Consider the following 14,016-nt stretch of genomic DNA (forward strand, 5'->3'; position numbering starts at 1 on the left):
TGGCGTACATTTTATTTTAACAATTACCAATATCAATTGCATGCAAAAATATGATAATATAAGTCTAGTATTGATTTTTTTCGACATTGAATCATCAAATAGAATACTAGAGCAGGAGAGGAACAACTTGGGCAGTTCAATTTTAGATCATTTTCGCAACTATAGTTGGTTGAAGCGCACTTTACTTGTTATAGCTGTATGTACATTCCTTACTTCAAGCTTTTTATTTCTGACCCCACCGGGGACATTCATTCGCGAGTATTTAGCCAAAACGGTCATCACCACGCAGCACCGGGATTGGGCCTGGATCTTCGTAGGCGCCCAGCGCAGAGACCAGATGGTTCTTGAAATGCAAAATTTAACAGAAGTTAACTCGGTAGAAAAACAAGATTTGCAAGCTGTTCAGTTCAATACGAACCGTTCCATAGAAAGCCTCGTGAAGGTTGAAGATATTTCCGGTCAATTCTGGAAAGGTAAAAAGATGTATGTTTACGATCCGCGTACGATTCGCGTTGTCGTTCCTGATAAGCAAGGCGAAGGCGAAAGAATCACCTCCATGGTTCAGCGCACAGGCGCTGTCGCAGGCGTCAACGGCGGAGGATTTAACGATCCGGACGGTTTAGGAAACGGATTTGCCCCAATTGGAGCTATTATGTCCGGCGGGGAAATTCTTTATACCGACCAAGAAGGCAGCATTCCACAGCATATTGTTGGGTTTACCAAAGAAGGTACGCTCATTATTGGAAAATATACGATTGACGATCTATTGAAGCTAGGCGTTACAGATGCGGTTTCATTCTATCCGCGTGTTATCGCAAACGGCAAACCGCTTATTACAAGCGGAGATGGCGGTTGGGGACGCGCTCCTCGTACGGCTGTAGGCCAAAAAGCAGACGGCACCGTTATTTTCATCGTCATCGACGGCCGTCAAACTCACAGTGTGGGTGCAACCCTGAAAGAAGTACAGGATATTTTCCTGGCAGACGGCGTTATTAATGCAGGCTTCCTGGATGGCGGAGCTTCTTCCGAGATGGTTTACAACGATGAGTTGATCACGAGTCCTTCCAGCCGTTATGGCGAGCGCCGCTTGCCGTCAGCCTTCCTTGTTTTCGATCATCCGGATGAAGTAAAAGTGAAAAATGTTTGGGCAGGACTGACCACCATCGATCCAGGCGGCGCTTACGATCACCCTGATTTCTTGAAAGAACAAGCTGAACTCAAGGCGCATCCGCCAAAAGCAACACCGAAACCAACAGCTACTCCGACACCGTCCCAAAAGCCTGAATCCAGCAATGATCCAGTCAAGAATGGCGGGACATCACAGAATCCTTCAGAAACAAATAACGGTTCTGGCAAACCAACTTCGACGGGGAAACCGCAAACTTCACCGACGACAACACCAACATCAACACCAACGCCGACTCCACCAGCGTCATCAGCAACTCCGACGCCGACACCGGGAACAGGCGGCGGCACAACAGGTTCCGGAGGCTCCTCGACAGGAGCTTCCGCAACACCAAAACCGAGCGCAACACCGACGCCGAGCTCGAACGCTTCGCAGGGCCAGCAGCAGGGTAACAATAACGCTGCAAACCCATCTCAGCCCGTGACTAGTCCTCCAGTGAAAACCGAATAGGTCCGGGCTACATAAGACCGCCAAAGAGGCTGTATCCGAAGTCATCAATTGTAGATGACTCAGATACAGCCTCTTTTGTTGTCCATGCTGGTCTTACAATCTTTTCAACGCTTCGCGATGAGCATCAATCGTCGCCGCGATATCTTCATCCGTATGCGCCGTAGATACGAACATCCCTTCAAACTGCGAAGGCGCAACCGATACGCCTAGATCAAGCAAATGGCCAAAGTAAGCATTGAATTTCGCCAGATCGGACGTTTTGGCCGTCTCATAATTCGTGACCTTCGTCTCGGTAAAGAACGGACAAATCATCGAGCCTACACGATTAATCGTGCTTGCCACACCGAATTCAGCAGCATTGCGCGTAAATCCGGCTTCCAACATGGCGGATTTGCGCTCCAGCTCCTCGTAGACATTCGGCTCGCCCAGTAGCGACAATGTGGCATACCCTGCTGCCATCGCCAGTGGATTTCCGGACAACGTACCCGCTTGATAGATCGGACCAGCCGGAGCCATTTGCTCCATGATGTCCAGACGGCCTCCATAAGCGCCTACAGGAAGCCCGCCGCCTATTACTTTACCCAGACACGTTAAGTCCGGTGTAACGCCGTACAGGCCTTGTGCGCAGTTCTTGTGAACGCGGAAGCCCGTCATCACTTCATCGAAGATAAGCAAGGAACCATATTGCTTCGTAATTTCACGTAGTCCTTCCAAGAACCCCGGTGCTGGAGGGACAACGCCCATATTGCCAGCAATCGGTTCAACGATCAGAGCGGCGATTTCTTCACCGAACTTCTCAAACACTAACTGTACAGAAGCCAGATCATTATAAGGCACTGTAATGGTGTTACTTGCCACACTGCTAGGGACACCCGGACTATCAGGCAAGCCCAGCGTAGCTACACCGGAACCCGCTTTGATCAGCAGCGCATCCGCGTGACCATGGTAGCTTCCTTCGAACTTAACGATCTTGTCGCGTTTCGTATAACCGCGAGCCAATCGCAATGCGCTCATCGTCGCTTCTGTACCGGAGTTTACCATTCGAACCATGTCAATTGACGGCACACGATCAATGACCAGCTGCGCCATCTGAGTCTCCAGAAGCGTCGGAGCGCCAAAGCTCGTCCCCTTCTCGGCAGTCGCTTTAATCGCTTCCAGCACCGCAGGATGAGCATGTCCAACGATAAGCGGTCCCCAAGAACCTACATAATCAATAAACGTGTTGCCATCGATATCCGTAACGCGGGATCCAACACCTTTCTCCATAAACAACGGTGTGAGTCCCACCGCTTTAAAGGCGCGAACAGGACTGTTGACACCACCGGGAATGACCTTCTTGGCTTCTTGAAAAGCGGCTGCAGAGCGCGTGTCGATTCTGCTCGAATTTTCCATAATTTAATACCCCCCGTTAAACTTTCTATGCTAAAATATTGACATTATACCTATAAAAAGGCGGTACCTGACATGCTTGATTATATTAAAAAAGTCCCTTTATTCGCTCGGCTCAATGAAAATCAGCAGAACGCGCTGGCACAGATTTGCATAAGACGCTCTTACAAAGGGAATACCGTCCTTTTTTCCGAAAAAGAAATCGGCAACGTGTTTTATATGGTTGTCAGCGGGTCCGTTAAGATCTTCACAACCGGCAGCTCCGGCGAGGAGAAAATACTGTCCATCTGCAAATCCGGCGAGAGCTTCGGCGAGCTGTCTCTGATTGACGGCAAGCCGCGGTCAGCCTCGGCGCAAACCTTGGAAAACTGTGTGCTGCTTTCCATGACAGCGCAAAACTTCCTCGAGCTGCTGCGCAACCATTTTGATATCACATTGGTCATTATGCAAGAACTCAGCAACCGGCTGCGCGATACGAATCAGCAGGTCTATGATTTAACCTTTTTAGACGCCAGAACTCGGGTTATCAAAAGCTTGATTACATTGGCTAACAAACATGGCATTCGCTCAGAGAACCAGATCACCATCAAGCTCGTGCTCAATTACGATGAAATTTCTCAGCTCGCCGGTGTGCAAAAGGGGATCCTCATGCAAGTGATTCGCGATCTAGAGGAAAAACAAATCTTGGCCATCTCCCCTTCGGACTTCAAGTTGGATCTGGCCAAGCTGCGCTAGACGGAGGCGGAGGTTACAGCCGGCTCCTTAGCGGATTGATGTATGATACGGTCTGCAAGCTGCCAGGCAGCCTCTTTCCCCTGCCTGATGCAGTCAGGAAGACCAACCCCGTGGAAACCTGCCCCTGTCACCAGAACCTGTGGCATTGCGGCATTCAGCTCTTCGCGGAAGCGCGCAATCTGCTCCAGATGACCTACCGGGTATTGGGGCATTGAATGGTTGAGACGCGTTACTTCCGTAAACAGCGGCTCAGCCGTTAAACCGAGCAAGTTACGCAGATCATGGCGCGCTTTGCTGATCAACTGCTCATCAGACCATGCAGGCCATTCCTGCTCGCCTGAGCGGCCGATGTAGCAGCGCAGCAGCACTTTGCCCTCTGGCGCCGTGTGCAGCCACTTGGCGGAGGTTAACGTGCACGCGGTGATCGTGCTGCCCTCATTTCGCGGAACTAGAAAGCCCGAGGCGTCCAGTTCAAACGGAATATCTTTCCGATCAAATGCCATGATGACATTCGCTACGGAAATATAATCGATTTTCTTCAATTCGCTTGCTGGAGGGAAGTGACCCAACATTTGGGCAGCCTGATAAGTCGGCGACGTTACAATCACGCCATCGACGATTTCGCTGCTGCCATCTTCAAATAAGACCTCTGTCTGCTGTCCTGCCTGACGAATAGAAGCAACCCCTAACCCCGTTCGCAAGTCCGCTGACTCCAGTGCTGCCACTAAGCCCGAAACAAGCGACTGGAGCCCTTTCTTGAACGTGACGAAAACCGAACTACGAATCGCTGCAGGCAAATGTGCCGTTTCTTCCGGGACGTTTTTGCGGCTCGCCATCATGCCGAGGATCAAGCTGCGATGCTTCTGCTCCATCGTTCGGAATTGAGGAAACGTTGATTTCAAGCTGAGATTGAACGTATCTCCCGCATAAATCCCCGCTAACAACGGTTCCACAATTCGCTCCAATACTTCCTTGCCTAATCGGCGTTCCAAAAAATGTCCTAAAGACTCATCATTCGTTATTTCACGCTTAGGTAAAACCAGATCTAAAGCTGCCCTCACTTTGCCAAGCGGAGAGATGAGACCTGTTTTCATGAACGGAGTCATTTGTGTCGGAATCCCAAGCACTAAACCCGGAGGCATCCGATGCAGTTTGCCTTGACGCACAATATACGTCTTTTTGGCCTTCGGATTCGTGCCAGTAAGCTCCTGCTCAAGTCCAAGATCATACGCCAGATCAATAATAGGCCGCTTCCGGGCAAGAAAGGAGTCAGGCCCCTTTTCAATAACGAAGCCCTCTTTCTCGATCGTACGAATTTTCCCGCCAAACGCCGCCGCTTTTTCCACCACAGAAATACGAAATGGCCTGCCTTCCGCTTCCAAACGTTTCTTTAGATAAAACGCAGCGCTAAGTCCAGTAATCCCCCCGCCAACGATCATGTAGTGAGGTGTAGGGGTACTCATGACTGTTTACTTTCTTCCTGCCATTTGGTGTAAACAACATCACTAAGTGTTTGCATATATAACGGGTCCGTATTAAGCGATTCCGTTCGTTCTAAATGCAAGCCCAGCTCCTTAGCCAAAGCCTGCGCTTCAATATCAATGTCATAAAGAACTTCCAAATGATCGGATACGAAACCGATTGGGCAGAGCAGAACGTTCTTCACGCCCTCTTCTTTATGAATTTGCTTGAGAACGTCCAAGATGTCAGGTCCGAGCCATGGCATGGCCGTTTGGCCTGCGCTTTGCCAACCGAACTGCCAATTGGTCAACTGTACGCGTTCAGCGATAGCTTTGGAAGTCGCAAGCAATTGATCCGGGTATGGATCTTTCATTTCGAGAATTTTCTCAGGTAAACTATGTGCCGTAAAAATAACACGGATGTCACTCCGCTCCGCAACATTGAACTTCGTTAGCGCCTTTTCGACCCGAGTGCTCAGAGCATCAATCAATTTCGCATGAAGATGGTAATCCAGAACGAAGCTCATCTTAAGTCCAAGCTCCTCTGCCTTGTCCTTCGCCCTCTTCACATAGCCGCCAACGCTCATCGTCGAGTAGTGAGGGGCCAGAACGACTCCTACAGCCTCTGTGATCCCGTCTTTGACCATTTGCTCCACACCGTCTTCAACATACGGCTGAGCGTGCTTCAAGCCTTGATAGCACACAAACTCAACTTCCGGATGCTCGGCGCACAATGTGTCCTCAAGACCTTTGACCTGCTTATTCGTATTTTCGCGCAGTGGGAAGAACCCGCCTACAATCGCTTCATAACGCGCAGTTAATTCGTGCAGCTGCTCAGGCGTAGGCGGATGCCCGCGTCTAATATGCGTATAATACGCTTCCACCTGATCAAGACTTTCCGGTGTCCCGTAGGACATGACTAATACACCAACACGACGTTTTGTCATCCTAAACACCACTCTTTTCTGCTTGTTGAGTTAACACGGAATGCGAGTACGCATGAATGAATGCCGTCAAATCTTTGAGCTTTTCCAGCGACGCTTCCGGGAATAACCCATGTCCAAGGTTGAAAATATAACCTGGCTTCTTCATGCCCTCATCCATAATCGCTTTCGCCTGCTGCTCGATGACATGCATAGGAGCCGTTAGGATATAAGGATCCAGGTTGCCTTGCACCGCGAAGCGCTCGCCTACCCGCTCACGTCCTACCGGAATCGGAATACGCCAGTCCAAACCAATGACATCCGCTTGCAGATTGTGCAAATAAGGAAGCAATTCGCCTGAGCTTACGCCTGGGAAATAGATTTTCGGCTCCTTCAAGTGAGACAGCTCCTTGAAAATCCGCTCCATTGTAGGCAATACATACACTTGGAAATCTGCAGGAGACAACGCCCCTACCCAGCTATCGAATACTTGAACAGCTTTCGCACCTGCGGCAATATGGGATTTCAAATAAGTAATCACCATGTCACCAAGTTTATCCATCAGCGCAAACCAAACAGCAGGTTCAGAGTACATAAGCTGCTTCGTACGAATATAGCTCTTGGACGGCTTCCCTTCAATCAAATAGCTGGCAATCGTAAATGGCGCGCCGGCGAATGAAATCAGCGGAACTTCAAGCTCTTTGTCTAAAATGCGGATCGTCTCAATGATATGGGACAAGTCTTTGTCCACATCAATCGGACGCAAACGTTCAACATCCTGCGCCGTCCGAACCGGTGTATGAATAACTGGACCAACATCCTTGACAATATCAAAATCGATCCCAAGTGAAGCAACAGGATTCATAATGTCTGAATATAAAATTGCCGCATCAACACCAAGCTTCTTAATGGGCATCATCGTAACTTCTGCAGCAAGCTCCGGCTGTTTGCAAATCTCGAGCAGAGTGAACTTTTCTTTAATTTTCCGATAATCCGGATCGTAACGACCAGCTTGGCGCATGTACCATACTGGCAGCGTATCCACCTGTTCTTTCCGGCACGCTTTAATAAAATTGTCGTTGTAGCTCATGAGGCACCTTCCTCTGGTTTCCATCTATTCTCATTCATTATGCCCTAATTATACCCCTGTCACAACCGACGTAAGCTTACGTTTTGCGACAAATGTATGACAAAAGAACCACCCGCTACTAGGTGTGGCAGCGGTTCAATTTCCTCGGGAAACTGCCTGGCTGCGCCTTCTAGGTGGATGGTTCTAACTTTTAAAATTAGCTGTTTTTCAAATAGCGGGCAATATCTTTGGCAAAGTACGTCAGGATAATATCTGCACCGGCGCGCTTGAAGCTCAGCATGGTTTCCATCACGATCGCTTCTTCATTAACCCATCCTTGCAGGGCAGCAGCCTTAATCATGGAGTACTCAGCACTCACATTGTAAGCCACGACTGGCAGGTCGAAATTATCTTTGAGCATCCGAATGACGTCCATGTAAGCAAGAGCCGGTTTCACCATTAAGAAGTCAGCGCCTTCTACAACATCGCTTTCCGCTTCACGCAGCGCTTCTCTTCCGTTCGCAGGATCCATCTGATACGTTTTGCGGTCGCCGAATTGCGGTGTGGAATGTGCAGCATCCCGGAACGGCCCGTAATAAGCTGACGCATACTTCACCGAGTAGGCCATGATCGGTGTATTTTCATAGCCTGCTTCGTCCAATCCGGAACGGATCGCATGAACATAACCGTCCATCATATTCGATGGGGCGATAATATCAGCACCGGCTTTCGCTTGGGAAACCGCCGTTTTGACCAGAAGCTCAAGGGAGGCATCATTCGCAACGTCGGCTGCGCCTGTAATCGGATGATGATGAATGACACCGCAATGCCCTGTATCTGTAAACTGGCACAGACAAGTATCTGCAATAATGAGCAAGTTCGGGTTCAATTCTTTGATAAAACGCGTTGCTTGCTGCACGATACCTTCATCCATGTAAGCGGATGTGCCTTTAGCATCCTTGAAGTCGGGAACTCCGAACAGGAGAATGGCTTGGATACCTAGCGATGTAATTTCGTCAATTTCGGCTTTCAGCATGTCTAATGACAGATGGTAAACACCAGGCATAGAAGCAATTTCGGACTTTACGTTCGTGCCATGGGTTACAAAAATAGGCTGAACCAGATCATTGACCGTCACCTGATTTTCACGAACTAAATTACGAATAGCTGCATTACCGCGTAAGCGGCGATTACGAACAATGGGGAAACTCATAGAAGATTCCGCCTCCTTTTTTAATGCCATTATTTAGGTTGAATCATGCTTTGAACAAGTGAAGCAATGGTGGCCTCTTCAGCCATATACGTAATCGGCAGTCCATATTGACTTACCGTTTCTGCGGTTTTGGGTCCGATACAGGCAATTTCAACACCTTGCAGCAGAGATAAAGGCTCTTCAATGCCAAGCTGCTTCAAGGCTTCAATCAAATTCGTAACGGTGGATGAGCTCGTAAAAGTAATAATATGAATGCTATGATTTTGCAGCAGATGAATGATTTCATCTCCGTCATCCACTGTGAGCACATTCTCGTATACATCAACTTCCGTGACTTGCAAGCCAAGCTCGCGCATCTTAGCGGGCAAATAATCACGCGCCAAATCGGCTGTTGGCAGCAGGACCTTCTGACCGGCTATCAGATCAGCCTGAATGGCCTCCAGCATGCCTTCACCCTGATATTTGCTTGCAAGTACATCGGCGATAATGCCTCGCTCAGCAAGCGCCTCAGCCGTTCTGGGGCCAACAGCCGCAATGCGGGCTTTGCCCATTCTGCGAACATCGATCCTCCGCTCGCGCAGCCGGTTGAAGAAAAACTCCACCCCATTCACACTGGTCAATAAAATCCAATCGTAAGTATGAAGTTCATCTAAAGCCTCGTCCAATGCTTGCTGGGCTTCAGGACGACTTGGCGGCTGCAGCTTGATCACCGGGAACTCGACAGCTTCTCCGCCGAGGTCATCGATCAGATCAACCAGCTCGCTGGCTTGGCTTCTAGCGCGTGTCACCAAAATCCGACGGCCAAACAACGGCTTCTTCTCAACCCAAGCCAGCTTCTCGCGCAGCTTCACAACCTCACCGACAATAATGACAGCCGGCGATTTGAATTCAGCTTCTCTCACCTTCTCCGTGATGTCGGAGAGCGTGCCTGTGATGGTTGCCTGGTCAGCCCAAGTGCCCCATCTGACCAATGCAACCGGCGTTTCAGGGGGCTTGCCGCAGCGTATTAATTCACGGCTGATTTGTTCGATATTCGCAACACCCATTAAGAAGACCATCGTGCCGATTGCTTTGGCCAGATGCTCCCAGTCCAGACCGGAATACGTTTTATTGGGATACTCGTGACCCGTAATAATCGCGAAGGACGACGTGAAATTACGATGTGTGACTGGAATGCCCGCATAAGCCGGAACGGCAATGGAAGACGTAATGCCCGGAATGATGTCATAAGTCACATCGTGCTCTGCAAGCAGCTCCGCTTCCTCCCCCACACGTCCGAAAACGCTGGGATCACCGCCCTTTAGACGCGTCACGACCTTGCCTTGCAAAGCCAAATCTACGAGTAAATGATTGATTTCTTCTTGCTTTAAAATATGTTTGTCCGGAAGCTTGCCGACAAAAATCAGCTCAGCATCCGGTCTGCGATGCTTGAGTAAACGGGGATTCGCCAAACGATCATAGACAATGACATCTGCTTTCTGAATGGCTTCCAAACCACGAACCGAGATCAGCTTCGGGTCGCCAGGACCCGCGCCAACGAGATAAACTCTTCCCTTGTTCAAGTGGCTCACTCCCTTACCTCAGCTAGGATACGTTCAGCGCCTTGTTCAATCAGTTTGCCAGCAATAAGTTCGCCAAGCGCTTCCGGATCACGCCCGGAAGCCGTTTCCTTCAGCATGGTCGCGCCATCCGGCGTTCCGACCATGCCTGTCAGCGTCAGCAGCGGTCCTTCAGACCCGCTGCCTTCTTCGCTTACGCTCGCGTAAGCGCCGAGCGGCACCTGGCAGCCTCCGTTGAGTCTGCCGAGGAATGCCCGCTCTGCTCGCACCGCGAGCGCAGTAGGCTCATGCTGGAACTTGCCCAGCAGGTCCATCACGAAAGCATCGCCGCCCCGGCACTCGATGCAGAGCGCCCCCTGCCCGACGGCAGGGAGGCACTCTTCGGGCGGCAAGTACGCGCTGATGCGATCCTGCCAGCCGATCCGGTGCAAACCGGCTGCGGCCAACATGATCGCATCGAAGTTCTCTTCATCGAGCTTGCGCAGCCTCGAATCAATGTTACCGCGGACCGACTCGATGCGGAGGTCCGGGCGGAGATGCTGCAGCTGGCTGGCACGGCGCAGCGAGCTGGTGCCTACAAGCGCGCCCTGCGGCAGCTCCTGCAGGGAGCCGTATCCGCGCGTGATAAGCGCATCGCGCGGATCCTCACGCTTCGGTATCGCTCCGACCACAAGCCCTTCGGGAAGCTCGAAGGGCATATCTTTCATACTATGGACAGCAATGTCGATCTCGCCGTCCGTAAGCGCCTGTTCGATTTCCTTGACGAATAGCCCTTTGCCCCCTACTTTGGATAAGGTTACGTCCAAAATACGGTCGCCCTTCGTGACAATTTTCTTAATTTCAAATTGACAGTCAATCCCGTGCTCCGCAGCAAGCTGCTTTAAGAGCTCTACCGCCTGCCCCGTTTGGGTTAACGCTAGTGCGCTTTGTCTAGTACCTACAATAATGGTTCTCATCTCTACCCGCCTCCTAAACTCGCTGTCCGAAATCTGTAATCGTTGACCATGAAGGCCGGTCTGTATCCACTTGACCTGCTAATCCATTCGGCCAAGGTCCTCTTTCTATCGCCAAGTAAAGCTTGTCCTTCCAACTGTTGAACGAACCGTCACGAATTTTGTCCAGCACGTCCCAGTCCAGCATTTCTTTGAACATTCGCTGTCTGGCTTGCTTGTCCGCTATTTTACTTTGAACGAGATGCCGTACTTCGCTGAGAAAATCAAGATAAATCTCGTATTCCTCACCGTAATTGTTATCCAGCTCCCGGGCGATTTTACGTGCTGCCGAAGGACTTGCTCCCCCGGTTGAAACGGCAATCACCAGCTTCCCTCTTCGTACAACTGAAGGTTGTATGTACGAGCTAAGTTCCGGCTGATCCACAACGTTGACCAACTTCCCTTGCGCCGTTGCAAATTCATAGACTTGTGCATTTACTTCAGCGCTGTTAGTTGCCGCAACTACCAGTGTAAAAGGCATAAATTCTTCACTGGTCATCATAGACGGATGAAACGTCTGCCTGTGCAGGACTACTTGCGAATGATTGCCCAGTTCGACTAATCCCTCCGTGAATTCCATGCTGATCATTGTCACTTGGGCCCCAGCTTCGAGCAATGAGAAAACCTTACGTTCAGCAACAGGACCACCGCCAATTACCAAACATTGCTTTCCCGCGAGATTCACCATAATCGGGTACGGGTGCTTCATGTTCAATAGCTCCATATCCAGTCGTGAAAACCGGAAACTAAATTGGAAACAACAAAGTTAACCACGACAATGAAAAAAGCAGCCAGGTTCCAAGCGGCTAACTTGTAGCCGGAAATCCGCATCGACTTCTGTTGAAATAAATAGAACGCATAGGCGGCGAGCACAAAGAATGAATTAATCACCTTCGGATCATAGAGTAAATTGTGATTCCCCTCCAGGACAACCCAAACCACGCCAAGACTTAACGCCATCAGCAGCAATGGAGCTCCGATAATGACGGAAAAATACGTATAATGCTCAATTTTCTCAAGCGACGGCAATCGCATCACTGTTTGAGAAAACTTTTTAGCCTTTAACATATTGTGTAAAAACACATACATGCAAGAGAAGATTGCTGCAATGGAAAATGCCACGTAACTGCCGATCGCTAGGGAAATATGTATAAATAAGAGCTCATCGTTGACGTCCCAACCAGCTTTGATCGGCATGACATTCGGGTTTCCAAATATGTTTAAGGCGAGTATGGCGAAACCAAAAACGTTAACAAAAAACACGAACAATTCGATTCGGAAAAATCGGTTGACCAGCAAGGAAATAGACACGATCAACCATGAAAACATAAACAGGACGTCTGTCCCGGCAAATGCCCACTCTGTTAAATGATTGTATAAGTTAATTGCTAAATACGCGGTCTGAAGGACCCATACAAATAAAAGGAGCCCCGTCCCCATCCGTTTTGCGCTTCGGTTCGCATTCGCGAAATCCGAAAAGTAAAACAATAGGCTCAGGGCATACATATAAATCATCGCATCAAACAACCAGCTACGAGTTACCATGGCACCTCTCCTAGGCGATTAGCGCCTTTATTCTCAAGATTTTGCCAGAATGTCCGCGGTTTGTAACCCGCGTACGGACAGTTTCTCTTCCAGAAGCTGTTTCGCTTCCTGCGCTTTCTGCCCGGCTTCCAGCTCTTGTGCTAATTGATTGGCTTGCTCTTGTTGTTCTAATGTCTCTTCCAGGGCAAATAATTTCGTGAAGAGGTCGAGTGCTTCTTCCCCATGGCGTTCTCCCGCCATTTCCTTAATACGCAGGATAGGGTCGCGCAGCACTTGGTTCACGATGCTCTTGGTTAATTTACGAATCACTTTGATTTCACGCTCATCGAGATCAGGCAGCTTATTCAGCATGCTTTCCATCGTCTCTTCGTGAATCTGGCTGGCTTTCGCCTGAAGAGCGTTAATCACCGGACTTACGCCAAGTGTCTTTGTCCACTGTTCAAACACACCGATTTCCGTTTCAATCATTGTCTCAATCTTGGCGGCTTCTTTCTTTCTCTCCTGCAAATGCTTATCAACGATATGCTCCAGATCATCAATATCATAAAGGAACACGTTCGGCAGTTCGCTAATTTGCGGATCCAAATCACGAGGCACGGCAATATCCATCATGAACAGTGGGCGCGATTTTCTCTTTTGGACATAAGACTGAATATCATTTTTTGTTAAAACATAACCCGGAGCACCTGTCGAGGAGATAATAATATCCACCTCAGGCAAATACGATGCCATTTTGTCCATGGTGCACGGAATACCGTTGAATTTATCCGCTAACTCGGCTGCACGCTCAAACGTACGGTTAACGACGATAACTTTGTTAGCCCCGTTCGCATACAAATGCTTAACCGTGAGTTCGCTCATCTTCCCGGCACCGATAATCATAACGGTTTTATTGTTATATGTACCAAAAATCCGCTTACCGAGCTCCACAGCAGCATAAGAAACAGAAACCGGATTATTGCTAATGCCCGTTTCGGAATGCGCCTTTTTGGCTAAAGTAACGGATTGCTTAAACAACGTGTTGAAATAAGAACCCGTCGCTTTCATTTTTTGAGACGATAAAAAAGCTTCTTTGACCTGTCCTAGAATTTGGGTTTCCCCTATCACCATAGAATCTAAACCGCTGGTTACGCGGAATAAATGCTCAATCGCCTTCTCATTTTCATGCATATATAAATGTTTCTGAAACTGAGCCTTGGGAACTTGGAACCACCGCTCAATAAAATGTGTTAAATAATGATTGCACATCTGTGGTCGATCCACAATGGCGTAAATTTCCGTGCGATTGCAGGTGGCGACAATTACACATTCTAAGATGCTTTTTGTTTCTTTCAATTCCGCCAATGCGATCGGCAAATCTTGTTCGGAAAAAGCAAATTTCTCGCGAATTTCAACTGGAGCTGTTCGATAATTAAGACCAACTGTTACGATATGCAAGTGTACCACCTGCCCTTCTTTCATTTTCTATGAACATTATAGCACAGCAAACTATTCA

General features: G+C 49.1%; 12 protein-coding genes. 2 read left to right on the top strand and 10 right to left on the bottom strand.

Annotated elements, in window-relative coordinates:
- Positions 1 to 127: 127 nt before the first annotated feature.
- On the top strand, positions 128 to 1,636 hold the full coding sequence (locus tag ACKTT9_RS32170) for a phosphodiester glycosidase family protein (protein ID WP_407869208.1): 1,509 nt from the start codon (positions 128 to 130) through the stop codon (positions 1,634 to 1,636).
- A 93-nt stretch (positions 1,637 to 1,729) separates the two neighbouring features.
- Here ACKTT9_RS32170 and hemL read toward each other — a convergent pair whose 3' ends face one another.
- The gene (gene hemL / locus ACKTT9_RS32175; protein WP_407869209.1) at positions 1,730 to 3,028 is read right to left on the bottom strand and encodes a glutamate-1-semialdehyde 2,1-aminomutase; all 1,299 of its coding nucleotides are present in this window, start codon (positions 3,026 to 3,028) and stop codon (positions 1,730 to 1,732) included.
- A gap of 72 nt (positions 3,029 to 3,100) precedes the next feature.
- Here hemL and ACKTT9_RS32180 point away from each other — a divergent pair, with 72 nt between their 5' ends.
- Positions 3,101 to 3,760 (top strand): Crp/Fnr family transcriptional regulator, encoded by a 660-nt coding sequence (locus ACKTT9_RS32180; RefSeq protein ID WP_407869210.1) that lies wholly within the window; start codon positions 3,101 to 3,103, stop codon positions 3,758 to 3,760.
- Here the strand turns inward: ACKTT9_RS32180 and hemG are convergent.
- The 9 genes from hemG to hemA all read right to left on the bottom strand — a co-directional run bounded on the left by hemG (position 3,757) and on the right by hemA (position 13,958).
- On the bottom strand, positions 3,757 to 5,223 hold the full coding sequence (gene hemG / locus ACKTT9_RS32185) for a protoporphyrinogen oxidase (protein ID WP_407869211.1): 1,467 nt from the start codon (positions 5,221 to 5,223) through the stop codon (positions 3,757 to 3,759). The two genes, ACKTT9_RS32180 and hemG, sit on opposite strands and share 4 nt — an antisense overlap.
- The gene (gene hemH, locus ACKTT9_RS32190) at positions 5,220 to 6,167 is read right to left on the bottom strand and encodes a ferrochelatase (RefSeq protein WP_407869212.1); all 948 of its coding nucleotides are present in this window, start codon (positions 6,165 to 6,167) and stop codon (positions 5,220 to 5,222) included. Before hemH ends, hemG begins: the two co-directional genes overlap by 4 nt.
- A 1-nt stretch (position 6,168) precedes the next feature.
- Positions 6,169 to 7,233: a uroporphyrinogen decarboxylase gene (gene hemE / locus ACKTT9_RS32195; protein ID WP_127455290.1), complete on the bottom strand. Its 1,065-nt coding sequence runs from the start codon at positions 7,231 to 7,233 to the stop codon at positions 6,169 to 6,171.
- A 196-nt stretch (positions 7,234 to 7,429) separates the two neighbouring features.
- A complete protein-coding gene (gene hemB, locus ACKTT9_RS32200; protein ID WP_407869213.1) occupies positions 7,430 to 8,425 on the bottom strand; it encodes a porphobilinogen synthase in 996 nt (331 codons plus the stop codon).
- Between the two features lie 29 nt (positions 8,426 to 8,454).
- Complete coding sequence (gene cobA / locus ACKTT9_RS32205; protein WP_407869214.1) at positions 8,455 to 9,987, bottom strand: uroporphyrinogen-III C-methyltransferase; 1,533 nt, start codon at positions 9,985 to 9,987, stop codon at positions 8,455 to 8,457.
- A gap of 5 nt (positions 9,988 to 9,992) precedes the next feature.
- Complete coding sequence (hemC, locus tag ACKTT9_RS32210; RefSeq protein WP_127455287.1) at positions 9,993 to 10,940, bottom strand: hydroxymethylbilane synthase; 948 nt, start codon at positions 10,938 to 10,940, stop codon at positions 9,993 to 9,995.
- Positions 10,941 to 10,953: 13 nt separating this feature from the next.
- Positions 10,954 to 11,685, bottom strand: coding sequence for a bifunctional precorrin-2 dehydrogenase/sirohydrochlorin ferrochelatase (locus tag ACKTT9_RS32215; RefSeq protein ID WP_407869215.1), 732 nt, complete (start codon positions 11,683 to 11,685; stop codon positions 10,954 to 10,956).
- A 2-nt stretch (positions 11,686 to 11,687) separates the two neighbouring features.
- Positions 11,688 to 12,521: a cytochrome c biogenesis protein CcsA gene (gene ccsA / locus ACKTT9_RS32220; RefSeq protein ID WP_127455285.1), complete on the bottom strand. Its 834-nt coding sequence runs from the start codon at positions 12,519 to 12,521 to the stop codon at positions 11,688 to 11,690.
- Between the two features lie 33 nt (positions 12,522 to 12,554).
- Positions 12,555 to 13,958, bottom strand: a complete 1,404-nt coding sequence (gene hemA, locus ACKTT9_RS32225; RefSeq protein ID WP_407869216.1) for a glutamyl-tRNA reductase — start codon at positions 13,956 to 13,958, stop codon at positions 12,555 to 12,557.
- Positions 13,959 to 14,016 lie beyond the last annotated feature (58 nt).

It is taken from the genome of Paenibacillus sp. P36, from assembly GCF_045866505.1.
Classification (GTDB): domain Bacteria; phylum Bacillota; class Bacilli; order Paenibacillales; family NBRC-103111; genus Paenibacillus_E; species Paenibacillus_E chondroitinus.